Genomic DNA, 22667 nt, shown 5'->3' on the forward strand with positions numbered 1-22667 from the left:
CCGGGACGGGTGCACCCGGCACCGACGGCCCGGGTCCGGCCGGTGGTCTCAGCCGTGCCAGGACTGCCAGAGCGCCGCGTAGGCGCCCTTCGCCGCGACCAGTTCGTCGTGGCTGCCCAGCTCGCTGATGCGGCCGTTCTCGACGACGGCGATGACGTCGGCGTCGTGGGCGGTGTGCAGGCGGTGGGCGATGGCCACCACCGTGCGGCCCTCCAGGACGCGGGCCAGCGAGCGTTCCAGATGGCGGGCGGCCCGTGGGTCGAGCAGGGACGTCGCCTCGTCCAGGACCAGCGTGTGCGGGTCGGCCAGCACCAGCCGGGCCAGGGCGATCTGCTGCGCCTGCGCCGGGGTCAGTGCGAAGCCGCCCGAGCCGACCTCGGTGTCCAGGCCGTCGTCGAGCGCGCGGGCCCAGCCGTCCGCGTCGACCGCTCCGAGCGCCGCCCACAGCTCGGCGTCGACGGCGTCGTCCGCCACCCCCGCCTTCGACGGCAGACGCGAGTGAGGAAGGGCGAGCAGCAGGTTGTCGCGCAGGGAGCCCACGAAGACGTGGTGCTCCTGGTTGACGAGGGCCACATGCTCGCGGACCCGCTCGGCCGGCATCCGGGACAGCTCCGCGCCGCCGAGGGCGATGCGGCCCTTACGGGGCGCGTAGATCCCGGCGAGCAGCCGCCCCAGCGTGGACTTCCCCGCGCCGGAAGGGCCGACCAGTGCCAGCCGGGTGCCGGGGGCCACCTCCAGGGACACCTTGCGCAGGACGTCCACGCCTTCGAGGTAGCCGAAGTGCACCCGGTCGGCGTGGACGTCACGTCCGTCGGGAGCGAGCGAGGCGTCCCCGGCGTCCGGCTCGATGTCCCGGACCCCGACGAGGCGGGCCAGCGACACCTGGGCGACCTGGAGCTCGTCGTACCAGCGCAGGATCAGGCCGACCGGGTCGACGAGCATCTGCGCGATGAGCGCCCCCGTGGTCAGCTCACCGACCCCGATCCAGCCCTGGAGCACGAACACGCCGCCGAGCATGAGGACCGAGCCGAGGACGGTGACATGGGTGACGTTGATGACCGGGAAGAGCACCGACCGCAGCCAGAGGGTGTAGCGCTCCCAGGCGGTCCACTCCCGCACCCGCTGCTTGGACAGTTCGATCCGGCGGTCGGCGAGCCGGTGGGCCTCGACCGTGCGGCCGGCGTCCACCGTCTCGGCCAGGGCGGCGGCGACGGCCGCGTAGCCGGCGGCTTCCGAGCGGTAGGCGGCGGGCGCCCGCTTGAAGTACCAGCGGCAGCCGACGACCAGCAGCGGTACGGCGACCAGCACCGCGGCGCCCAGGGGCGGCGCGGTGATCACCAGTCCGCCCAGCAGCAGGGCCGCCCACACGACGCCGATGGCCAGCTGGGGCACGGCTTCGCGCATGGCGTTGGCGAGCCGGTCGATGTCGGTGGTGATCCGGGACAGCAGATCGCCGGTCCCGGCGCGTTCCAGCACGCCGGGCGGCAGTCCGACGGACCGGACCAGGAAGTCCTCGCGCAGGTCGGCCAGCATCCGCTCGCCGAGTATCGCGCCGCGCAGCCGCACCTGCTGGACGAACACCGCCTGGATGACGAGTGCGACCAGGAACAGCGAGACGGTGAGCCCCAGATGGAGCTCACGGGCCCCGTCCGACACCCGCTCGACCAGCCCGCCGAGCAGCCACGGCCCGGCCATGGAGGCCACGACGGCGGCGGTGTTGACGGCGATCAGGAGCAGGAAGGACCGGCGGTGCCGGCGGAACAGTTCGGTCACGTAGTCCCTTACGGTGGCCGGGGCGCCGACGGGCAGGGTGTTCGCCGTCGTCGGGGCGGCGGGGTCGTAGGCCGGTGGCGCGACGCCGATCATGCGCTCTCCTCGATTTCTTCCCGTGCGTCCAGCCGTGCGGCGCCCGCCAGCGGGGAGTCGCCCCCGAGCCGGGAACCGCGGCCCCGCCTCGCATCCGCGTCGTGCCGCTCATCCGCGTCCTGCCTCGCATCCCCGTCCGGCCGAGGGTGCGGTCCGGTGTCCGGCCGCGAGTCCAGCCGGGGGGCGAGCCCCGCGTCCGGCCGGGAATCGACCCCGGTGCCCAGCCCGGTGTCCGGTCGGGAATCCACCCCGGTGTCCGGCCCACCGTCCCCGTCCGCCCCCGCAGCCTCCCGCAGTGCCGCCTCCTCGTCCGTCTCCCGCGTCACCACGGCCCGGTACAGCGGCTCCTTGTGCAGCAGCTCCCGGTGTTCGCCGACCGCCGTGACCTCGCCGTCGTGGACGAGGACGACCCGTTCGGCCCGGTCCAGGAGCAGCGGTGAGGAGGTGAACACCACGGTGGTGCGCCCCGCGCGCAGTTCCCGGAGGCCGTCCGCGATCCGCGCCTCCGTGTGGGAGTCCACGGCGGAGGTGGGTTCGTCGAGGACGAGCACCTCCGGGTCCGTCACCAGCGACCGGGCCAGAGCCAGGCGCTGGCGCTGGCCGCCGGACAGGGACCGGCCGCGCTCGGTGATGAGCGCGTCCATCGGATCCGCGGCGGAGAGCGAGCCCTGGGCCAGCGCGGCCAGCACATCCGCGCACTGGGCCGCCGCCAGCGCCTGTGCCGAGCCGATCGCGCCCGAGTTGGGCACGTCCAGCAGTTCGCGCAGGGTGCCGGACAGCAGTACCGGGTCCTTGTCCTGGACGAGGACGGCCGTGCGGGCGGTGTCGAGCGGCAGTTCGTCCAGCGGTACTCCGCCCAGCAGGACCGATGTGCCGGCCTCGGAGGGGTGGCCGCCGAGCCGTTCTGCCAGGCGTCCCGCCGCGTCCGGGTCGCCGCACACCACGGCGGTGAACCGGCCCGCGGGCACGAGCAGTCCGGTGGCCGGGTCGTACAGGTCACCCGACGGCAGGTCCGCCGCGCGCGACCCGGCGGTGCCCCGGTCGTCGACGGCTCGCTCCAGTGACAGCACCCCAGCGGCCCGCCGAGCCGCGGGGCGCGAGAAGGAGTAGGCCATGGCGATCTCTTCGAAGTGCCGCAGAGGGTAGGTGAGCAGCATGATCGAGCTGTAGGCGGTGACCAGTTCACCGACGGCGATGCGGCCGTCGCGGGCGAGATGGACGCCGTACCAGACCACCGCGATCAGCAGCAGGCCGGGCAGCAGGACCTGGATCGCGGCGATCAGGGCCCACATCCGGGCGCTGCGCACGGCGGCGTGCCGGACCTCCTGGGAAGCGCTGCGGTAGCGGTCGAGGAAGAGTTCCTCGCCGCCGATGCCGCGCAGCACGCGCAGCCCCGCGACAGTGTCGGAGGCCAGTTCGGTGGCGCGGCCCGCCTTCTCGCGCTGGACGTCGGCACGCCGGGTGGCCCGGGGGAGCAGCGGCAGCACCGCCAGCGCCAGGACCGGGAGGCCGACGGCGACGATCACGCCGAGCGCGGGCTGGTAGAGCACCAGGCCGACGCAGACCAGCACGATGGTGACCGCGGCCGCGGTGAACCGGGAGACGGCCTCCACGAACCAGCCGATCCGCTCGACGTCACCGGTGGAGACGGCGACGACCTCGCCGGCCGCGACGCGCCGGGTCAGCGCGGAGCCGAGCAGGGCGGCCTTGCGGGCGAGCAGTTGCTGGACGCGGGCCGCGGCGACGATCCAGTTGGTGACGGCGGCCCGGTGCAGGAAGGTGTCGCCGAGGGCGTTGCCGGCGCAGGCGACCGCCAGCAGTCCGCCGGCGAGGGCGAGCCGGCTGCCGGAGCGGTCCACGACGGCCTGGATGGCGAGTCCGACGCAGAACGGCAGCGAGGCGACGGACACGAAGTGCACCAGGCCCCAGGCCAGCGCCTTCAGCTGTCCGCCCAGCTGGTTCCGGAAGAGCCACCACAGGAAGCGGGGTCCCGAGCGGGCGTCCGGGACGCCTGGGTCGGGATACGGAAGGTCTTGAATCTGCATGACGTCCCAGTGGCTCGGGTCGGGGGCGGAGAGGCGGGCACCGCGCGCTGCGGCAGCAAACCGTGACAGGTTCGCGTCGCAGCGTGGTCGGGGGCAACCGGTTTTTCCGCAGAGCCGAAACGATCCGGCTGTCCCCTGGGACCCCACCGGACCCAGAGGTTCCGGCAGCCGCGGGACCCACGGCTGGCCGACCCGCCCGCACGCCTCCCGTACCCCGCCCGTCTCCGCTCCGATTCACGCCGTACCGCGGCACGTACACCCCGCCCGCCGACTGCGGCGACCGCTGGAACAAGGTCGTGCTGTGTGACGTCCTTCTCGACGGACCATGCGATGCCGTCCGGCGAGGGCTGCGGGATCGATGTGCGGAAGATCTCGACTCCGCCCACGCTGACGTGGCCGAGGCGGTCGTACTGACGGCCCTTGACCTTGCCGTCCAGGCCAGGGTGGACGGCCGACTGGCCGGTGTCGCCGCGCCCTTCCCGCACGTGTGGACCGGCGGCTGGTCCCATCCCTTCCTCTGGTACGTCGTTCCCGGACCGTGCACCTCCGACGTCCGGCCGATCACCTACGACCTGACGCCGTTCGCCGGGATCCTCAACGGCGGCCGCCCGCACGACACCCAGGTCTCCGTCGCCGGACTGCCCGAAGGCAGGCCCGGCTGGAGTGCCCCCGTCAACATCCTGGTCCGGCAGGACGAGGGCCGCGCCCGCGTCACCGGCGCGCTCACCGCGCACCGGGACCAGGGCCTCGCCAACTGCTCGACGTACACGTCCGGTCCGGAGCACCGGGTGGACACCGAGAGCGGGCACCGGCCGGCCGTCGCCGGATACGTCGACACCTCGCACGGCCGGGTGACCACCACCGTCCGCAGGTCACTGGCGCACACCTCCGTCCATCGCTGGACCGACGGCGAGACCATGGACGCACTCGACGCCACCTGGCGCGACGACGAGTCGGTGACGGTCGACGGACCCGGACCGGCCAGGACGATGCGCACGGACCGGACGTACACGATGGACGGCACGACCACGCTCGGCGCGGACGACCGGCTGCGCACCGTGCTGCGCCTCGGCGACCGGGCGTCGGCCGTCACCACGCGCGACGGGCGGCGCACCGCCTGGTCGGGACTGGACGACACCTACGCCGCTGACGCGACCTGGACCGTGAACGTGCCGCGCGACCGACGCCGCGCGGTGGGCACGTCGAGCGAGCGCTACCGGCTGTACGGCTCACACGTGCCCGGCGGCTGCTACGACCGCAAGCTGGCCACCGACCAGGGCGTACTGACGGAGGATCGGGAGAGCTGCTGAACGACAGGCTGCTGAACGACAGCGCGTCGGATCACCGTCCGCCCCCGGCGCTCAGCAGCGGTTGACCCCGTCCACCAGGGTGTCCAACAGCCCGCCGAGCACCTCGCGCTGGCCGTCCGTGAGCGGCGCGAGGATCTCCTGGGCCGCCGAGCGGCGTGCCCCGTGCAGTGCCCGCAGCGCCTTGACCCCGTCCTCGGTGAGCTCGATCCGGATCACCCGCCGGTTCGTCGGATCCGGCACCCGGCGCACCTTGCCGCTCGCCTCCAGGCCGTCGACCAGCGAGGTGACGGCCCGCGGAACCACTTCGAGACGCTCGGCGAGGTCGGCCATCCGGGGCGGCGAGGGGTAGTGCGCGAGGGTGCGCAGCAGCCTGGACTGGGCCGGGGTGACGCCCAGTCCGGACTGCTCGATGTGCCGCTTCTGGATCCGGTGCACACGCCGGGTGAACCGCAGCAGTTGCTCGGCGAGCGTGCCGTCGGGATCTGGGGTGGTCATACGGGAACAATATCAGGACGTAGTTCATTGTGAGCATAGGTAACAATGAGCTAAGCTCCGTCAGTCCCGTCTCACCCCTCCGTAGGAGCCCATGCATCCCGATCGCGAACCCGTCTGGACACCGCCGACCGAGGCCGAACAGCAGCCCCGGCAGGTGCGCCGCATCCTGCGTCTGTTCCGCCCCTACCGCGGTCGCCTCGCCGTCGTCGGCCTGCTGGTCGGTGCCGCCTCGCTGGTGTCCGTGGCCACGCCGTTCCTGCTGAAGGCGATCCTCGACGTCGCCATTCCCGAGGGCCGCACCGGGCTGCTCAGCCTGCTCGCCCTGGGCATGATCCTCAGCGCCGTCCTCACCAGCGTCTTCGGCGTCCTGCAGACCCTGATCTCCACCACCGTCGGCCAGCGCGTCATGCACGATCTGCGCACCGCCGTCTACGGCCGCCTGCAGCGGATGTCGCTGGCCTTCTTCACCCGGACCCGCACCGGCGAGGTGCAGTCCCGGATCGCGAACGACATCGGCGGCATGCAGGCCACCGTCACCTCCACCGCCACCTCGCTGGTCGCCAACTTCACCAGCGTCGTCGCCACGATCGCCGCGATGCTCGTCCTCGACTGGCGGCTGACCACGGTCTCGCTGCTGCTGCTCCCGGTGTTCGTGTGGATCAGCCGCCGGGTCGGCAACGAACGCAAGAAGATCACCACCCAGCGCCAGAAGCAGATGGCCGCGATGGCCGCCACGGTCACCGAGTCGCTCTCCGTCAGCGGCATCCTGCTGGGGCGCACGATGGGCCGTTCCGACTCGCTCACGCAGTCCTTCGCGGTGGAGTCCGAGGGCCTTGTCGACCTCGAAGTGCGTTCCAACATGGCCGGTCGCTGGCGCATGGCCGTGATCACGATCGTCATGGCCGCGATGCCCGCCGTCATCTACTGGACCGCGGGCCTGGCCCTGAAGTTCAGCGGCCCGGAGGTCTCGATCGGCACGATCGTCGCCTTCGTCTCGCTCCAGCAGGGCCTGTTCCGCCCGGCCGTCAGCCTGCTCGGCACCGGCGTCCAGATCCAGGCCTCGCTCGCCCTGTTCCAGCGCATCTTCGAATACCTCGACCTGCCCATCGACATCACCGAGCCCGAACGCCCGGTCCGCCTCGACAAGATCAGGGGCGAGGTCCGCTTCGAGAACGTCGAGTTCCGCTACGACGACGAGGGCGCCCCCATCCTCGACGGCGTCGACCTCGCCGTCCCCGCCGGTGGAAGTCTCGCGGTCGTCGGCCCCACCGGCGCGGGCAAGTCCACGCTCGGTCACCTGGTGCCGCGGCTCTACGACGTCACCGGCGGCCGGGTCACCCTCGACGGAGTCGACGTCCGCGACCTGGACTTCGACACCCTGGCCCGGGCGGTCGGCGTCGTCTCGCAGGAGACGTACCTCTTCCATGCCTCGGTCGCCGACAACCTGCGCTTCGCCAAGCCGGACGCCACCGACGAGGAACTGCACGAGGCGGCGCGGGCGGCGCAGATCCACGACCACATCGCGTCGCTGCCCGAGGGGTACGACACCGTGGTCGGCGAGCGCGGTCACCGCTTCTCCGGCGGTGAGAAGCAGCGCCTGGCCATCGCCCGGACCATCCTGCGCGACCCCCCGGTGCTGATCCTCGACGAGGCGACCAGCGCCCTGGACACCCGTACCGAACGGGCCGTGCAGGAGGCCATCGACGCGCTCTCGGCCGACCGCACCACGCTCACCATCGCGCACCGGCTGTCCACGATCCGGGGCGCCGACCAGATCGTCGTCCTGGACTCCGGACGGGCCGTCGAACGCGGCACGCACGAGGAACTGCTGGGGCGGGACGGGCGGTACGCGGCGCTGGTCCGCCGGGACGCCCAACTGGAGCCGACAAGATGAAGATATGCCGGATTTGTGAGCTTTAGCGGGTTACCGTGCCCGCATGCACATGAACACTCCGTCACGGAACACGATCCGACTGACGCGCCGGGGCCGACTCGTCCTCATCGCGACCGGGGCCGTCGTGGCCGGCACCGCCGTGGCGGTGCCGCTGCTCAGCCTGGGCGGCGAGGAGGAGAAGAAGCCCACCACCCTGGTGATCCCGGAGGGCTGGCGGGCCGGCCAGATCTACGAGGCCGTCGACAAGGCGCTCGCCCTGCCCGCGGGCAGCACCAAGAAGTCCTTGGCGAAGGCGAATCTGAAACTGCCGAACGACGCCGAGGGCAACCCGGAGGGCTATCTCTTCCCGGCGACCTACCCGCTGGAGCGGAACGGCAAGAAGGCGACGCCCGAGCAACTGCTGTCGTACATGGTCGACACCGCCAACAAGAAGTTCAACGGGGCCCCGATCGCCGCGGGCGCGCAGCGCAACGCCATGAACGTCTACCAGGCGGTCACCATCGCGAGCATCATCCAGGCCGAGGCGGCGACCAAGGCGGACATGGGCAAGGTGGCCCGGGTCGTCTTCAACCGGCTGGAGCGCGGCATGCCGCTGCAGATGGACTCCACCATCAACTACGCCCTCAACCGGGCGACGCTGAAGACCACCGAGGCCGACACCCGGATCGACAGCCCCTACAACTCGTACCAGCGCATGGGGCTCCCGCCGACCCCGATCGACAACCCGGGCGAGGACGCGGTGCGTGCCGCGATCAGCCCCACCCCGGGCGACTGGCTGTACTTCGTCACGGTCAAGCCCGGCGACACCCGCTTCACCGCCGACTACGCCGAGCACCAGCGCAATGTCGCCGAGTTCAACCGCAACCAGCAGAGCTCGCCGAAGGCGAAGTGACCGGGCGGGGCATCACGCGGCCAGCGGCTGCTCCGCGGCCAGCAGCCGCCTGATGTCCCGTACGGCCGCGCGGCCGGCCCGGTTGGCGCCGATGGTGCTCGCCGAGGGGCCGTAGCCGACGAGGTGGATCCGCGGGTCGGCGACCGCCCTGGTCCCCTCGAGCCGGATCCCGCCGCCCGGCTCGCGCAGCTTCAGCGGTGCCAGATGGTCGACGGCGGCCCGAAAACCGGTCGCCCACAGGATGACGTCGGCCCGCACGCGCCGGCCGTCGGCCCACTCGACGCCCTCCGGAGTGATCCGGTCGAACATGGGCTGCCGGTCGAGCACGCCGTCCGCGAGTCCCTGCCGGATCGCGTCGTTGAGCGGCAGCCCGGTCACCGACACCACGCTCTTCGGCGGCAGCCCCTGCCGCACCCGCTCCTCCACCAGCGCCACCGCGGCCCGGCCCGCCTCCTCGTCGAAGGGGCCTTCGCGGAAGACCGGGGGCCGCCGGGTGACCCAGGTGGTCGCGGCCGCGTACGGGGCGATCTCCAGCAGGTGCTGCGTCCCGGACGCGCCTGAGCCCACGACGACCACCCGCAGCCCCGCGAACTCCTGGGGCCCCGGGTACTGCGCGGTGTGCAACTGCCGCCCGCGGAAGCCCTCCTGACCGGGATAGCGCGGCCAGAACGGGCGGTCCCAGGTGCCGGTGGCGTTGATCAGTGCCCGGGTCGACCAGACCCCGGCCGAGGTCTCCACGAGCAGCCGCCCGCCCTCGCCCTGGCGCACCGCCCGCACGTCCACCGGCCGCCGTACCCGCAGGTCGAAGGCGCGCTCGTAGGCGGCGAAGTACTCGGCGATCACCTCGGCGGACGGCCGCGCCGGATCGGCCCCGGTCAGCTCCATACCGGGCAGCGCGTGCATCCCGTGCACCTTGCCGTACGTCAGCGAAGGCCACCGGAACTGCCAGGCGCCACCCGGGCCGGGGGAATGGTCCAGCACGACGAAGTCACGCTCCGGCACGAACCCGGCGCGCCGCAGGTGATAGGCGCCGGCGAGCCCCGCCTGCCCGGCGCCTATGACGACTGCCTCGGTGTTGTTCACGCTTCCACCAACTCCACCGGGGCCGGAGATCTTCCCGAGCCGCTGCCGCCCGCCGGGGACAGGGACGCGTCGGCGCCGCGGCGGCGGTCGGATGACGGAGGATGGAAGGCATGTCAGACGCCTTCACCACTCGAGTTCTCCAGGTCGCCTCCGGCACCGCGGAGACGGTCATCGATCTCACCCGCGACTGCGAGTCCTTCCTCCGGGAGTCGGCCGGCGGCCGGGACGGCCTGCTGAACATCTTCGTCCCGCACGCCACGGCCGGCATCGCCGTCATCGAGACCGGCGCCGGCAGCGACGACGATCTCCTGGCCGCCCTTCACACCCTGCTCCCGGCCGACGACCGCTGGCAGCACCGCCACGGCAGCCCGGGCCACGGCCGCGACCACGTCCTCCCGGCCCTCGTGCCCCCGCACGCGACGCTCCCCGTGCTGAACGGGCGCCTGGAACTGGGGACCTGGCAGTCGGTGTGCCTGGTGGACACGAACAAGGACAACCCCAACCGGCAGGTACGGCTGAGCTTCTTCGGCTGAACAAGCCGGACAGGCTCAACGGCACTGGCCGCGCGGTCGGTTCGCACCGGGCTCTCGGCCCCGGCATCCGAACCGGTACGAACATTGCCGGGAACCGGCAGTGCGCGGGCGGTGGCCGGTCGGGCACGATGGCTCGCGGGGAGCACCGCGGATGGTTCCGGTGCCGGGCACCGGCAGGGTGTGCGGCACCGGAACCACGTCGGTCAGTGGCCGCCGGTGAGTTCCCCGCTGAGCCGCTGGTGCAGGTGGGCGCTGGGCCCGTTCAGGCCGGTGATCTCCACCCGCTTGCCGCGCTGGGCGTACTTCGCCTCGACCGAGTCCAGGGCGGCGACGGAGGACGCGTCCCAGATGTGCGCGGCGGACAGGTCGATGACCACGCGCTCCGGGTCGGTGGCGTAGGAGAAGCGGCCGACGAGGTCGTTGGACGAGGCGAAGAACAGCTCGCCCGTCACCCGGTAGACCACGCTGCCGCCGTCGGGGTCGGTGACGGCGGTGACCTCGGCGAGCCGGGCGACGCGCCGGGCGAAGACGGCCATCGCGGTGACCGAGCCGGCGACGACGCCGATGGCGAGGTTGTGGGTGGCGACCACGCACGCGACCGTGACCACCATGACGGTGATCTCCCCGGCGGGCATCCGCCGCAGCGTCTTCGGGGCGACGGAGTGCCAGTCGAAGGTGGCGACCGACACCATGACCATCACCGCGACCAGGGCCGCCATGGGAATGTCGGAGACGACCGGCCCGAAGACGATGCACAGCACCATCAGGAACGCGCCCGCCAGGAACGTCGACAGACGGGTGCGGGCGCCGGAGACCCGTACGTTGATCATCGTCTGGCCGATCATGGCGCAGCCGCCCATGCCGCCGAAGAACCCGGTGACGATGTTGGCGACGCCCTGGCCGACGGACTCGCGCGTCTTGGAGGAGGCGGTGTCGGTGATGTCGTCCACCAGCTTGGCGGTCATCAGCGACTCCATCAGGCCGACCAGCGCCATCGCCAGCGCGTACGGAGCGATGGTCGTCAGCGTGTCCAGGGTGAACGGCACGTCCGGCAGGCCGGGCACCGGCAGCGCGGACGGCAGCTCCCCCTTGTCGCCCACGGTCGGCACCGCGATCCCGGCCGCGACGGTGAGGACGGTCAGGACGGTGATGGAGACCAGCGGCGCCGGGATCACCGTGGTGACCCGCGGGAAGAACACCATCAGCGCCAGCCCCGCGGCGAGCAGCGGATAGACCGGCCAGGGCACGTCCGTCAGCTCCGGGACCTGCGCCATGAAGATCAGGATCGCCAGGGAGTTGACGAAACCGACCATCACGCTGCGCGGCACGAACCGCATCAGCCTGGCCACGCCCAGCGAGCCGAGGACGATCTGGATGACGCCGGCGAGGATGACGGCGGCGACGAGATAGCCGAAGCCGTGCTCGCGGTTGAGCGGGGCGATGACCAGGGCGACGGCGCCGGTGGCGGCGGAGATCATGGCCGGCCGGCCGCCGACCACGGCGATGGTGACGGCCATGGTGAACGAGGCGAACAGCCCGATGGCCGGATCGACCCCGGCGATGATCGAGAAGGAGATCGCCTCCGGGATCAGCGCGAGGGCGACCACCAGACCGGCCAGCACCTCGGTGCGCAGCACCTTCGGGTCGGACAGCCACGACGGACGTCGGGAGCCGCGCAGCCACGCGGCCGGCGACAGTACGGAGAAGGACAAGACGAGGGGAACCTGTCGTGCTCGGGCACACCCGGCAGCAGGGGCGGGCACGCGACGGAAGAGGGATACGGGGCGCACCGCACGACCGGTCAGGGGGGCGGCGATGCGACGACCGGGCGGCGCACGGGGGCTTCGTCGGCCCCGACGCGGCGGACAACCGGTCCGATGACCTGGGCAAGCCTACCTGCCGCGGCCGAACCGGCCGGCCGCACCGGCCCCCGTGAAGATCGAATTTAGGTTAGGCTAACCTCTGTCCGTGCGATCAAGCGAAGAGATCCCCGCGGCCGTGACGGCCCGCGGTCATGAACTGTCGGCCACCGGCGTCACCGTGGCCTACGACGGCGTGGACGTCGTGCACGACGCGGCCGTGACCCTGCGGCCCGGCCAGGTGACCGTGCTGGTGGGGCCGAACGGCAGCGGGAAGTCGACGCTGCTGCGGACGATCGCGCGGTTGCAGCGGCCCAGGACCGCCACCCTCGTCGTCGACGGCACCGACGGTCTGGCGCTGTCCCCGCGCGAGTTCTCCCGCCGGGTGGCCCTGCTGACCCAGGGGCGCCCCACCCCGAGCGGGCTGACCGTACGGGACGTCGTCGAGTTCGGCCGCTACCCCTACCGGGGCCGCTGGGGCAGGGCGGACCCGGACGGGCCGGCCGCGGTGGACCGCGCGCTGGCCATGACGGGGGTCGCCGAACTCGCCGAGCGCGGCGCCGAGCACCTCTCCGGCGGACAGCTCCAGCGGGTCTGGCTCGCGAGCTGCCTCGCGCAGGAGACCGGCGTACTGCTCCTGGACGAGCCCACGACCTACCTCGACCTGCGGTACCAGATCGAACTGCTCGACCTGGTCCGCGACCTCGCGGACGACCACGGGATCGCGGTGGGCGCGGTCCTGCACGACCTGGACCAGGCCGCCGCCCTCGCCGACCGGATCGTCCTGCTGCACCAGGGCCGGATCGTCGCGGACGGACTCCCCGAAGACGTCCTGACGGCCGAGCGGCTGACCGACACCTACGGCATCCGCATCGACGTCGACACCGACCCCCTCACCGGCCGGCTGCGCACCCGCGCGATCGGCCGACACCACCAGCGAAGCGAAAGGCTCAGCACACCCTCATGAGACGCCTCCTCCTCACCGCGGCGGCCGCCACCGCCGCGGCCCTCACCCTGACCGCCTGCGGAACCACCGAGCCCGCCGCCGACAGCGCCGAGGCCACGAAGACCGCCGAGCGCATCACCCTCACCGACGCCTCCGGGACGAAGGTCGAACTCGACGGACCCGCCACCAAGGTCGTCGGCACCGAGTGGCACGAGGTCGAGCTGCTGATATCGCTGGGCGTGGACCCGGTCGGCGTCGCCGACGTCAAGGGGTACAAGACCTGGGACCAGGCGGTGCCGCTGACGAACGAGCCCAAGGACATCGGCACCCGCGGCGAGCCCAGCACGGACACGATCGCCGCGCTGAAGCCGGACCTCATCGTCGCCAGCACCGACCTGCCGCCCGCCGCCGTGAAGCAGCTGCGCGAGGTCGCCCCGGTGGTCGAGGTGAAGTCCGCCGACGCCGCCGACCCGATCGGGCACATGACGGACAACCTCGACCTGCTCGCCAAGGCCACCGGCACCACCGAGCAGGCCGGCAAGATCAAGGAAGCCTTCGACGCCAAGCTCGCCGAGGGCAAGAAGGCCCTCGCCGACGCCGGTCTCGCCGGCGCCGAGTACGCCTTCGCCGACGGCTACGACATCTCCAACCAGGTCTCCATCCGCCCCTTCACCAGCGGCTCCCTCATCGGCGCGGTCAACGAGCGGCTCGGCCTGAAGAACGCCTGGACCGTCAAGGGCGACGAGAGCTACGGCCTGGGCGCCACCGACGTCGAGGGCCTCACCAAGCTCAGCGACGACGTGCACTTCGCCTACATCGGCAACGACGGCGACAAGAGCAGCACCCCGTTCACCGGCGCCCTGGCCAAGGACAAGGTGTGGACCTCGCTGCCGTTCGTGAAGAAGGGCAACGTCCACCGGCTGGACGACGGCATCTGGATGTTCGGCGGTCCCGAGTCGATGAACCAGTATGTCGACTCCGTCGTCGCCGCGCTGACGAAGTAACGCCATGGCCGTCACCGCGACAACCCCCGCCACCCGTCCGTCGGCGGCCACGTCCCGGACGGGCGCGGCCGCGGTGACGGCCGCCCTGGTCCTGCTGGTCACGGCCCTCGCGGTCGTCGACATCACGCAGGGCACCGCCGCCGTCGGCGCGTCCGAGGTGTGGAAGGCGCTCACCGGACAGGCCGACCCCGCCGACGCCTCCGTCGTCATCGCCTCCCGGCTGCCCAGGATGACCGCGGGGCTCCTCGTCGGCGCCATGCTCGGCATGGCGGGCGCCGCCCTTCAGGCGGTCAGCCGCAACGTCCTCGCCTCCCCCGACACCCTCGCCGTCAACGCCGGTTCCTACCTGGCCCTCGGGCTGGTGGCCGTCACCGGCGTCTCGCTGCCGCTGCTCGCCTCCTCCGGGGTCGCGCTCCTCGGCAGCCTCGCCGCGGCGGCCGTCGTGCTCGGCCTGTCCGGGCTCGGCGCCGGCACGGTACGCCTCGTCCTCGCGGGCACCGCCCTGATGCTCGGCCTCAACGCCGTCACCGAAGGACTGCTCCTGCTGTTCCCGGAGGAGACCCACGGGCTCTACCAGTGGAACCAGGGCAGCATCGGCCAGAACGGCTTCGACGGCGTGGTCCGGATGGCGCCTCTCGGCCTGGCGGGCCTGCTCGGGCTGCTGCTGGTGGCCCGCCGGGTCGACGCGCTGGCGCTCGGCGACGAGGCCGCCCGCGGCGTCGGCGTGCCGGTCCGCGCCACCCGGGTCACCGCGGTCGTGCTCGCGGCACTGCTGTCCGCCGCGGCCGTCACCCTGGCCGGACCGATCGGCTTCGTCGGCCTGTGCGCCCCCGCCCTCGTCAGGCCCCTCGCGCGCCGGTACCGGGCCTTCACACGGACCCGCGGGAGCCTGCCGGTCGCCGGCCTGGCCGGCGCGGCCCTGGTCCTCGGCTCGGACGTGCTGCTCAGGTCCCTGGTCCCGGCGGACCTCGCGGTCGCGGTGCCGACCGGCGTGGTCACCAGCCTCGTCGGCGCCGTCTTCCTGGTCGTCATGGCCGTACGGCTGAAGGACACCGCCGCCTCGGCCGCCCCCGACCGGCTGCGGATCAGGAGCCGGGCCGTCTTCCTCACCGTCACGGCCCTCCTGGCAGTCGTGCTCGTCGGCGTGACGATCGCCGCCCTGCTGCTGGGCGACGCCAAGCTGCTGCTCGGTGACGTCGTCAACTGGGCGCAGGGCAGGGCCGGGCAGACCGTCTCCTTCGTGCTGGACACCCGGATGCCCCGGGTCCTGGCCGCGCTGCTCGCCGGGGCCGCCCTCGCCCTGTCCGGGACGCTCATCCAGGCCGTGACCCGCAACCCGCTGGCCGAGCCCGCCGTGCTCGGCGTCTCCGGCGGGGCCGCGCTGGGCGCCGTGCTCCTGGTGACGACCGTGCCGCTGGCCGGGTCGTGGAGCCTTGCGGGCGCGGCGTTCGCGGGCGCGGCGGTCAGCGCCGTCGTCGTCTTCGGCCTCGCCGCGCGGGGCGGGTTCCAGCAGAACCGGCTGGTGCTCGTCGGCATCGGGGTGGCCACCGCCGCCACCGCGCTGATCAGCCTGCTGATCGTCCTCACCGACCCGTTCAACGCGGTCAAGGCCCTGACCTGGCTGTCCGGTTCGACGTACGGCCGCACCCTGCCGGACGTCGTGCCGCTCGCGGTCGTCGTCGTGCTGGGCGTGGTCGTCGCGGTGCTGCGGCGCGCGGAACTGGACCTGGTCTCCCTCGACGAGGACACCCCCCGGCTGCTGGGCATGGACCTGGCCCGCGGGCGCCTCGGCTTCCTCGTGCTGGGGGTGCTGCTGAGCGCCACCGCCGTCGCCGCCGCGGGCACGATCGGCTTCGTGGGACTGGTCGCCCCGCACGCGGCCCGCGCCCTGGTGGGCCGGCCGCACGCCCGGGTGGTCCCGGTGGCCGTCCTGCTCGGCGCCGCCCTGGTGGGCACGGCGGATCTGCTGGGCCGTACCGTGATCGCGCCCGCACAGCTCGGCGCCGGCATGGTGACCGCGGTGATCGGCACGCCGTACTTCCTGTATCTGCTGGTCCGCAGCCGCCGTTAGGGGCCTTGCCGGTGGAGCCTGCGGCGGGCGACGAGTTCGACGGTCAGGGCCACCGACAGCGCCTCCACCGCCAGCAGGGCGATGAGCACGAAGACCTGGACGGTGCCGGCCGGCACGGGGGAGGCGCCGCCCAGGAGCATGCCGACGAACGCGCCCGGCAGCGTGACCAGACCGACCGTGCGGGTCTGGTCCAGGGCGGGCAGCAGCGCGTCGGAGGCGGCGCCGCGGACCACTTCGAGGTGGGCGTCGCGGTCCGGGAAGCCCAGCGACAGCGCGGCCTCGATCTCGCCGGACCGCCCGGCGGCCTCGTCCAGCGCCCGCCGCCCGGCGAGGACGGTCGCGGTGAGCGCGCCGCCGATGAGGATGCCGGTCACCGGCACGACGGCGATGCCGGGCACGGTGAGCAGACCGGCCGGCACCAGGGCGGCGACGACCGGGACCACCGGAACCGCGATCGGCAGCACCGCCCACCGCCAGGTGCCGTTCGGCGTGATGCGCCGCCCCGCGGTGCGGGTGGCGACGGCGAACATGACGAACAGGAACCCGAGCAGGGCCGCGGTGTGGTGGACGGCCCAGCCGATCACCAGGGACACCGCCGCCAGTTGCAGGGCCGCCCGCACGCCCGCCGTCACGACCTCGCGGGCCCGTGCGTACGACTCGTCCGGCGAGAGCCGGAAGACGGCGGCCACGGCGGTGGCCACGAGCAGCAGGACGACGAGGGCGACGGCGAGCGTCGGGTTGACCGGCAGCAGCGTGCCGGCGGCGAGGTGACGCACGGGTCGGGTCTACTCCCGGAGGCTGCCCGCGTTCTGCGCGAGGAGGGAGGAGCAGATCTCCCCGGCGCGTACGGCGGTGGTGGACAGCAGGGTCGAGGTGAGGCCGTGGGTGTGCTCGGTGCCGCCCTGGAGGTAGATGCCCGCGGTGACGTGCGCGGCGGTCTCCACCCGGTGGTCGCGTCCGACGCGGAGCTGGTCCTCGTCGTCGCGCAGGCAGAGCTTGGCGATCTCGCCGAGGTGGTCGCCGATGCCCCGGGGCTGGTAGCCGGTGGCGTAGACGATGAGATCGGAGCCGAGCACCTGGCGTTCGCCCGTCGGCAGGAACTCCACCGTCACCCGCAGGCCGTCCGCGTCGCTCGCGACCTCCCGGATGCGGGAGACGTTCAGCATCCGCAGGCGCTGTCTGCCCTGCACCTTCTCCTGGTACATGGTCCGTGACAGCGACTCGATCAACTCCATGTCGACCACGGAGTAGTTGGTGCCGCGGTGGTAGTCGTGCAGCGACCGCTTCACCTGGGGCGGCGCGCCGTAGAACACGTCGACGGCCTCGGGGTCGAAGATCCGGTTGGCGAACGGGCTGTCGTCGGCCGGGGTGTAGCCGTACTTGGCGAACACCGAGCAGATCTCGGCCTCGGGGAAGCTGCGGTGCAGATAGTCGACCGCCTCGGCGGCGCTCTGGCCGGCGCCGAGCACGAAGGCACGGCGAACGGGCGTGCGCTCGCGCAGGAGTTGGTCCACCCGGGGCAGTAACTCGCTGGTGTGCCAGACGCGTTCGGACAGCACCGCGTCGGGCGGCAGGTGCGGTTCGAGGCCGGTGGCCACGCACAGGGTGCGGGTGCGGCGGACGGTCGTGCGCTCGGGCGCCGCGGGATCGCGGCTGGTGACGTCGAGCCAGCGGACCTCTCCGGCCTCGGTGACGGGCCGTACGGAGACCACCTCGGCGCCGTACTCGACGAGGTGGCCGACGCGGGCGGCGGCCCACTCGAAGTAGTCGTGGAACTCGATGCGCAGCGGGAAGAGCGTCTTCTGGTTGAGGAAGTCGACCAGCCTCCCGCGGTCGCGCAGATAGCACAGGAAGCTGAAGTCGCTGGTGGGGTCACGCATCGTCACCAGGTCCTTGAGGAAGGACACTTGCATGGTGGCGTCGTCGATGAGCATGCCGCGATGCCACCCGAACCGCGGTTGCCGCTCCAGGAATCCGGCGCGCAGTCCAGTGTCCTGGCGTGCGGTCGCGCCGTGTTCGTGGAGCGCTATCGCGAGCGCGAGGTTGGACGGGCCGAAGCCGATGCCCAGCACGTCGTAAGGGGAGTCCGGCCCAGTGTGAAGCGTCGTCACCGCGTCATCGCCTCCTGTAGGGGGGAGTTCACAGTGTTCTCCAGTGGATGCCACAGGCTCCCCCGAGCAGGCACATGCTAGATAAGGTTAGCCTTACCTAGCAATGGCTGAGGAGGGCTTATATGCGGGTCGTCATGTTCGGTTACCAGACCTGGGGACACCGGACGCTAGAGGCTCTGCTGGACTCCAAGCACGAAGTGGTCCTGGTCGTGACCCATCCCAAGAGCGACCACGTCTACGAGAGGATCTGGAGCGACTCGGTCGCCGACCTGGCCGAAAAGCACGGCGTACCGGTGCTGTTGCGCAACCGTCCGGGGGACGACGAGCTGCTGCGGGCGCTCGAGGACGCCGAGCCGGACATCATCGTCGCCAACAACTGGCGCACCTGGCTGCCCGCGGAGATCTTCGATCTCCCGCCGCACGGCACGCTCAACATCCACGACTCGCTGCTGCCGTCCTACGCCGGGTTCTCGCCGCTGATCTGGGCGCTCATCAACGGCGAACAGCGGGTCGGCGTCACCGCCCACCGGATGGACGCCGAACTCGACATGGGCGACATCCTGGTGCAGCGCGCGGTGCCCGTCGGACCCACCGACACCGCCACCGACCTGTTCCACCGCACGGTCGACCTGATCGGCCCGGTGGTCCGGGAGTCCCTCGATCTCATCGCCTCGGGCAAGGCCGAGTGGATCGCCCAGGACCGCTCCCGGTCGAGCTTCTTCCACAAGCGGTCCCTGGAGGACAGCCGCATCGACTGGACCTGGCCCGCCGAGGACCTGGAGCGGCTGGTGCGCGCCCAGTCGGATCCGTACCCGAACGCCTTCACCCACCATCGCGGCGAACGCCTCCGGATCGTCAAGGCGGCTGTCTCGCAAGGGCGTTACGGCGGAACCCCGGGCCGGATCTTCATCCGGGAGGGGGACGGCGTGGTCATCGTGGCCGGGGCCGGGGCGCGTTCGGGACGGCTGCCCGGGCTGCTCGTCCAGCGGGTGCGGACCGAGGGCGGCACCGAGTACCCGGCGACCGAGTACTTCCGCACGATGGGAGGCTATCTGACGGCCCGTCCGTAGCGTCCCGTCTCACCCGGTGACATGCGGGACGCCGACCGGCGCCGCGTCCTCCACCCCTTCGTGGTGGCGGCCCATGGGAATCACCATCGGCGTCCCGCTCACCGGATCCGTACCGACGACGCACCGCAACCCGAACACCTCCTCCACCATCGCCGCGGTGACGACCTCGGCGGGGGAGCCCTCGCCGGCGATCCGGCCCGCCTTCATGGCGACGATGTGATCGGCGTACCGGCAGGCCTGGTTGAGGTCGTGCAGCACCATCACCACCGTGCGGCCCTGGTGCCGGTTCAGGTCGGTGATCAGGTCGAGGACGTCGATCTGGTGGGCTAGGTCGAGATACGTCGTCGGCTCGTCCAGCAGCATCACCGGCGTGCCCTGGGCCACGGCCATGGCGATCCAGGCCCGCTGGCGCTGGCCGCCGGACAGCTCGTCCACCGCGCGGTGCGCGAGGTCGGTCATGTCGGTGGCCCGCAGCGCCTCGTGCACGGCGTCCTCGTCGGCGGAGGACCACTGCCGCCACCACGTCTGGTGCGGTGAACGGCCGCGTCCCACCAGGTCGATGACGGTCAGGCCCTCGGGGGCGACCGGGGACTGCGGCAGGATGCCGAGCTGCTGGGCGAGGGTGCGGGTGGGGATGGAGTGGATCGAGCGCCCGTCGAGCCGGACGGCCCCGGACTTCGGCGTCAGCAGCCGGGCCAGGGCGCGCAGCAGAGTGGACTTGCCGCACGCGTTGGCGCCGACGATCACGGTGATCCGGCCGGTGGGGACCACCAGGTCGAGATCCTCCACCACGACCCGGTCGTCGTACGCCAGCCGCAGGCCCTCGGCGCGCAGACCGGGGCGGCCGGCCGGTGCGGGGTCCTTCTTCGACACGTTGTCAGCCTCCTGAACCTGCGCGGTTGGCGCGGACGAGCAGCCACAGCAGGACGGGCGCGCCGAGCACGCCCGTCACGATCCCGACCGGGAGCTCGGTGTCGATGAGCTTGCGGGCGACGAGATCGGAACCGAGCACCATGACGGCGCCGGTCAGCCCGGCGCCCACGGGCGGCGGGAAGGCGGTACCGGCGAGGCGCTGGGCGACCTGGGGCGCGGCGAGCGCCACGAAGGCCACGGGCCCCGCGGTGGCGGTGCCGAAGGCCACCAGGCCCACGGCGGCGAGGAGCACGGTGACGCGGACGGTCTGCACGCGGGTCCCCAGGCCCCGGGCGACGTCGTCGCCGAGTTCCAGGGTCCGCAGCAGCCGCCCGAGCAGCAGCGCCGACGGCAGGAGTACGGCCATCGCCACCGCGAGCGGGGTGATCTGCTGCCACGTACGGCCGTTGAGGTTGCCGACCAGCCAGCCCAGGGCGGCCTGCGCCTGGAAGCGCTGGCCGCGGGCCATCAGGTAGTCGGTGGCGCTGGTGCAGATCCAGGCGACGCCGACGCCGACGAGGACGATCCGGTACCCGCTGGTTCCCCGCTTCCAGGCCAGCGCGTACACCAGCAGCGCCGCCAGCAGCGCGCCGGCCAGGCCCAGGGCCTGGGTGCTCAGGCCCCCGTCCCAGCCGAGGACGATGCCGGCGACGACCGCCGTGCCGGCGCCCTGGGTGATGCCCATCATGTCGGGGCTGGCGAGCGGATTGCGCGTCAGGGTCTGGAGCAGGGCGCCGGAGACGCCGAACGCGATGCCGACGAGCAGACCGGCCAGGGCCCGGGGCAGGCGCAGCTCGTGCACGATCAGCTCGGTCGCGGGGTCGCTCGCGCCGACCAGGGCCCGCAGCACGTCGGTGAGCGGGAGGGAGATGTCCCCGATCGAGGTCTCCACGGCGAACAGCAGGAAGGCGGCGACCGCGAGCCCCAGGCACACGACCAGCAGCCGGGGCCGCAGCAACCCCGAGACGGGCGGAACGGCAAGCCGGAAACCGACCCGACCGGCGGTACGCCGAGCCGGCGGCTCGCCGGAGTCCTCCTCGCCCGGCCGGGGCGCGAGTTCGGTACTCATGGCTCACACTCCGCGGGTCGTCGGCGGCGGGCCGAGGTGGTGGGAAGGGGGCGGCGGTCGGGGCGGGCGATGGAGGTGGGGTCGGTGGCTTGCGGTCGGCGGGGCGCGACTTGGGTGGTCGGGGCCATCGGCTCCGCGTGTTGTCCGTCGCGGGCCGGCGTGGTGGGGAGGGGGCCGTCGGAGCGGGTGGTGGGGTGGCTTGTGGGGTGGGTGGCGTGCGGTTGGCCGAGGGGGCCGTCGGAGCAGGTGGCGGGGTCGCGTGTGGGGTCGGTGGCGTGCGGTCGGTAGAGGGTGCCGTCGGGGGCGGCGGCGGGGCGGCCTGTGGGGTTGGCGGCGTGCGCTCGGCAGCAGGGGCCGTCGGGACGGGCGGTGCGGCGGCCTGGGGCGGCCGTCGTGCGCTGCGGGCTGGAGGCAGTCGGCATGGCTCACAGCTCCGCGAGTCGGCGGCGGCGGACCAGGGCGATGAAGAACGGGCCGCCGAGGAAGGCGACCAGGATGCCGGCCTGGATCTCCACGGGCCTGGCGATCAGCCGGCCCGCGATGTCCGCGGCGAGCAGCAGGCAGGGGGCGAGCAGGGCCGACAGGGGCAGCAGCCAGCGGTGGTCCGGGCCGAGGCCGGCGAGTCCGGCGAGGACGCGGGCGATGTGCGGGACGACCAGGCCGACGAAGACGACGGGCCCGATGACGGCGACCGCCCCGCCGGTGAGCAGGGTGACCGCCACCACGCCCTGGACGCGGACCAGGCCGAGCCGCAGCCCCAGGGACCTGGCCACGTCGTCGCCGAGCGCGAGGCGGTTCAGGGCGGGGGCCGACGCCAGGGCCAGCACGGCGCCCACGGCGAGGAACGGCAGGACCCGCAGCAGGACTTCCTCGTCCTGGTCGGCCAGGGACCCCGCCGACCAGAAGCGGTAGCGGTTCAGGGCGTCCGGGTCGGTCAGGGCGATCGCGCTGGTCAGCGAGAACAGCAGGGAGGTCACCGCGACGCCGGCCAGGGCCAGTTTCACCGGCGTCGTACCCGACCGGCCGAGCCCGCCCAGCAGGTAGACCACGACGCTGGCGGCCATCGCCCCGGCGAACGCGAACCAGATGTAGCCGTAGACCGAGCCGATGCCGAGCACCCCGACGGACAGCACGACGGCGAAGGCGGCGCCCGCGCTGACGCCGAGGATCCCGGGATCGGCCAGCGGGTTGCGGGTCAGCGCCTGCATGAGCGCGCCGGACAGGCCCAGCGCGGCGCCGGTGGCGAGGCCGAGGGCGGTGCGGGGCAGCCGTACCGACCAGATCACGTTGTCGACACGGGAGTTGGGCGCGTCGCCGAGCAGGGTGTGCCAGACCTGGTCCAGCGGGACGCCGAGCGCGCCGAACGCCATCGACAGACCGCACAGCGCGAGCAGCGCCGCACCGGACAGCGCGAGCAGGAGTACCGCGCGGGGGCCTTTCGCCGCCCCGACCGCAGAGGTCCCCACGTCATACTTCCTTTGGTCAGCCTTGCCTCAACTGTCTGGAC

General features: G+C 72.7%; 20 protein-coding genes. 8 read left to right on the forward strand and 12 right to left on the reverse strand.

What is annotated here, in order from left to right:
• Positions 1–48: 48 nt before the first annotated feature.
• Genes ACFYW5_RS16465 through ACFYW5_RS16475 form a run of 3 tightly spaced genes read right to left on the reverse strand, consistent with a single transcriptional unit; the run spans position 49 to position 4420 of the window.
• Positions 49–1866 (reverse strand): ABC transporter ATP-binding protein, encoded by a 1818-nt coding sequence (locus ACFYW5_RS16465; RefSeq protein ID WP_389417674.1) that lies wholly within the window; start codon positions 1864–1866, stop codon positions 49–51.
• Complete coding sequence (locus tag ACFYW5_RS16470) at positions 1863–3911, reverse strand: ABC transporter transmembrane domain-containing protein (protein WP_389417675.1); 2049 nt, start codon at positions 3909–3911, stop codon at positions 1863–1865. The genes ACFYW5_RS16465 and ACFYW5_RS16470 overlap by 4 nt, the downstream gene beginning before the upstream one ends.
• A complete protein-coding gene (locus tag ACFYW5_RS16475) occupies positions 3806–4420 on the reverse strand; it encodes a peptide-N4-asparagine amidase (protein WP_389417676.1) in 615 nt (204 codons plus the stop codon). Before ACFYW5_RS16475 ends, ACFYW5_RS16470 begins: the two co-directional genes overlap by 106 nt.
• On the opposite strand from ACFYW5_RS16475, the gene ACFYW5_RS16480 reads away from it, so the two are divergent.
• On the forward strand, positions 4304–5221 hold the full coding sequence (locus tag ACFYW5_RS16480; RefSeq protein ID WP_389417677.1) for a peptide-N4-asparagine amidase: 918 nt from the start codon (positions 4304–4306) through the stop codon (positions 5219–5221). The genes ACFYW5_RS16475 and ACFYW5_RS16480 overlap by 117 nt on opposite strands.
• Before the next feature lie 51 nt (positions 5222–5272).
• On the opposite strand, the gene ACFYW5_RS16485 is transcribed toward ACFYW5_RS16480, so the two are convergent.
• Positions 5273–5716, reverse strand: coding sequence for a MarR family winged helix-turn-helix transcriptional regulator (locus ACFYW5_RS16485; protein WP_389417678.1), 444 nt, complete (start codon positions 5714–5716; stop codon positions 5273–5275).
• A 91-nt stretch (positions 5717–5807) separates the two neighbouring features.
• Here ACFYW5_RS16485 and ACFYW5_RS16490 point away from each other — a divergent pair, with 91 nt between their 5' ends.
• Together ACFYW5_RS16490 and mltG are read left to right on the forward strand one after the other, a co-directional pair.
• Positions 5808–7610: an ABC transporter ATP-binding protein gene (locus ACFYW5_RS16490; RefSeq protein WP_389417679.1), complete on the forward strand. Its 1803-nt coding sequence runs from the start codon at positions 5808–5810 to the stop codon at positions 7608–7610.
• 43 nt (positions 7611–7653) lie between these two features.
• Positions 7654–8502 carry an endolytic transglycosylase MltG gene (gene mltG / locus ACFYW5_RS16495; protein WP_389417680.1) on the forward strand — a complete coding sequence of 283 codons (849 nt, stop codon included), beginning with the start codon at positions 7654–7656 and terminating at the stop codon, positions 8500–8502.
• 12 nt (positions 8503–8514) lie between these two features.
• Here mltG and ACFYW5_RS16500 read toward each other — a convergent pair whose 3' ends face one another.
• A complete protein-coding gene (locus tag ACFYW5_RS16500; RefSeq protein WP_389417681.1) occupies positions 8515–9585 on the reverse strand; it encodes an NAD(P)-binding domain-containing protein in 1071 nt (356 codons plus the stop codon).
• A 110-nt stretch (positions 9586–9695) separates the two neighbouring features.
• Here ACFYW5_RS16500 and ACFYW5_RS16505 point away from each other — a divergent pair, with 110 nt between their 5' ends.
• Entirely contained in the window at positions 9696–10118 is a 423-nt protein-coding gene (locus ACFYW5_RS16505) for a secondary thiamine-phosphate synthase enzyme YjbQ (protein ID WP_389417682.1), read from the forward strand.
• A 203-nt stretch (positions 10119–10321) separates the two neighbouring features.
• On the opposite strand, the gene ACFYW5_RS16510 is transcribed toward ACFYW5_RS16505, so the two are convergent.
• Positions 10322–11815: a SulP family inorganic anion transporter gene (locus ACFYW5_RS16510; RefSeq protein WP_389417976.1), complete on the reverse strand. Its 1494-nt coding sequence runs from the start codon at positions 11813–11815 to the stop codon at positions 10322–10324.
• A gap of 271 nt (positions 11816–12086) precedes the next feature.
• Between ACFYW5_RS16510 and ACFYW5_RS16515 the strand changes: the two genes are divergently transcribed.
• From ACFYW5_RS16515 to ACFYW5_RS16525, 3 genes are read left to right on the forward strand one after another with little or no spacing between them, the layout of a single operon-like run.
• A complete protein-coding gene (locus ACFYW5_RS16515) occupies positions 12087–12944 on the forward strand; it encodes an ABC transporter ATP-binding protein (RefSeq protein ID WP_389417683.1) in 858 nt (285 codons plus the stop codon).
• A complete protein-coding gene (locus ACFYW5_RS16520; RefSeq protein WP_389417684.1) occupies positions 12941–13927 on the forward strand; it encodes an ABC transporter substrate-binding protein in 987 nt (328 codons plus the stop codon). Before ACFYW5_RS16515 ends, ACFYW5_RS16520 begins: the two co-directional genes overlap by 4 nt.
• 4 nt (positions 13928–13931) lie before the next feature.
• Complete coding sequence (locus tag ACFYW5_RS16525; protein WP_389417685.1) at positions 13932–15998, forward strand: iron ABC transporter permease; 2067 nt, start codon at positions 13932–13934, stop codon at positions 15996–15998.
• On the opposite strand, the gene ACFYW5_RS16530 is transcribed toward ACFYW5_RS16525, so the two are convergent.
• Positions 15995–16774, reverse strand: coding sequence for an ABC transporter permease (locus tag ACFYW5_RS16530; protein ID WP_389417686.1), 780 nt, complete (start codon positions 16772–16774; stop codon positions 15995–15997). The genes ACFYW5_RS16525 and ACFYW5_RS16530 overlap by 4 nt on opposite strands.
• Before the next feature lie 9 nt (positions 16775–16783).
• Positions 16784–18109 (reverse strand): lysine N(6)-hydroxylase/L-ornithine N(5)-oxygenase family protein, encoded by a 1326-nt coding sequence (locus tag ACFYW5_RS16535; RefSeq protein WP_389417687.1) that lies wholly within the window; start codon positions 18107–18109, stop codon positions 16784–16786.
• A gap of 122 nt (positions 18110–18231) precedes the next feature.
• Between ACFYW5_RS16535 and ACFYW5_RS16540 the strand changes: the two genes are divergently transcribed.
• The gene (locus tag ACFYW5_RS16540) at positions 18232–19179 is read left to right on the forward strand and encodes a methionyl-tRNA formyltransferase (RefSeq protein ID WP_389417688.1); all 948 of its coding nucleotides are present in this window, start codon (positions 18232–18234) and stop codon (positions 19177–19179) included.
• A 9-nt stretch (positions 19180–19188) separates the two neighbouring features.
• Here the strand turns inward: ACFYW5_RS16540 and ACFYW5_RS16545 are convergent, their stop codons facing one another.
• The 4 genes from ACFYW5_RS16545 to ACFYW5_RS16560 are packed head-to-tail and all read right to left on the reverse strand — an operon-like array spanning position 19189 to position 22626.
• On the reverse strand, positions 19189–20052 hold the full coding sequence (locus tag ACFYW5_RS16545) for an ABC transporter ATP-binding protein (protein WP_389417689.1): 864 nt from the start codon (positions 20050–20052) through the stop codon (positions 19189–19191).
• A 4-nt stretch (positions 20053–20056) separates the two neighbouring features.
• The gene (locus ACFYW5_RS16550; RefSeq protein WP_389417690.1) at positions 20057–21160 is read right to left on the reverse strand and encodes a FecCD family ABC transporter permease; all 1104 of its coding nucleotides are present in this window, start codon (positions 21158–21160) and stop codon (positions 20057–20059) included.
• Entirely contained in the window at positions 21157–21582 is a 426-nt protein-coding gene (locus tag ACFYW5_RS16555; RefSeq protein ID WP_389417691.1) for a hypothetical protein, read from the reverse strand. Before ACFYW5_RS16555 ends, ACFYW5_RS16550 begins: the two co-directional genes overlap by 4 nt.
• A 3-nt stretch (positions 21583–21585) precedes the next feature.
• Complete coding sequence (locus ACFYW5_RS16560; RefSeq protein ID WP_389417692.1) at positions 21586–22626, reverse strand: FecCD family ABC transporter permease; 1041 nt, start codon at positions 22624–22626, stop codon at positions 21586–21588.
• Positions 22627–22667 lie beyond the last annotated feature (41 nt).

Source organism: Streptomyces sp. NPDC002779 (assembly GCF_042888685.1).
In the GTDB taxonomy this organism is placed as follows: Bacteria; Actinomycetota; Actinomycetes; order Streptomycetales; family Streptomycetaceae; genus Streptomyces.

What these genes read in the sequence shown, in the direction of transcription:
- ACFYW5_RS16465 (WP_389417674.1), bottom strand. Translation starts at nt 1,866, where the DNA reads ATGATCGGCGTCGCGCCACCGGCCTACGACCCCGCCGCCCCGACGACG.
- ACFYW5_RS16470 (WP_389417675.1), bottom strand. Translation starts at nt 3,911, where the DNA reads ATGCAGATTCAAGACCTTCCGTATCCCGACCCAGGCGTCCCGGACGCC.
- ACFYW5_RS16475 (WP_389417676.1), bottom strand. Translation starts at nt 4,420, where the DNA reads ATGGGACCAGCCGCCGGTCCACACGTGCGGGAAGGGCGCGGCGACACC.
- ACFYW5_RS16485 (WP_389417678.1), bottom strand. Translation starts at nt 5,716, where the DNA reads ATGACCACCCCAGATCCCGACGGCACGCTCGCCGAGCAACTGCTGCGG.
- ACFYW5_RS16490 (WP_389417679.1), top strand. Translation starts at nt 5,808, where the DNA reads ATGCATCCCGATCGCGAACCCGTCTGGACACCGCCGACCGAGGCCGAA.
- mltG (WP_389417680.1), top strand. Translation starts at nt 7,654, where the DNA reads ATGCACATGAACACTCCGTCACGGAACACGATCCGACTGACGCGCCGG.
- ACFYW5_RS16505 (WP_389417682.1), top strand. Translation starts at nt 9,696, where the DNA reads ATGTCAGACGCCTTCACCACTCGAGTTCTCCAGGTCGCCTCCGGCACC.
- ACFYW5_RS16520 (WP_389417684.1), top strand. Translation starts at nt 12,941, where the DNA reads ATGAGACGCCTCCTCCTCACCGCGGCGGCCGCCACCGCCGCGGCCCTC.
- ACFYW5_RS16525 (WP_389417685.1), top strand. Translation starts at nt 13,932, where the DNA reads ATGGCCGTCACCGCGACAACCCCCGCCACCCGTCCGTCGGCGGCCACG.
- ACFYW5_RS16540 (WP_389417688.1), top strand. Translation starts at nt 18,232, where the DNA reads ATGCGGGTCGTCATGTTCGGTTACCAGACCTGGGGACACCGGACGCTA.
- ACFYW5_RS16550 (WP_389417690.1), bottom strand. Translation starts at nt 21,160, where the DNA reads ATGAGTACCGAACTCGCGCCCCGGCCGGGCGAGGAGGACTCCGGCGAG.
- ACFYW5_RS16555 (WP_389417691.1), bottom strand. Translation starts at nt 21,582, where the DNA reads ATGCCGACTGCCTCCAGCCCGCAGCGCACGACGGCCGCCCCAGGCCGC.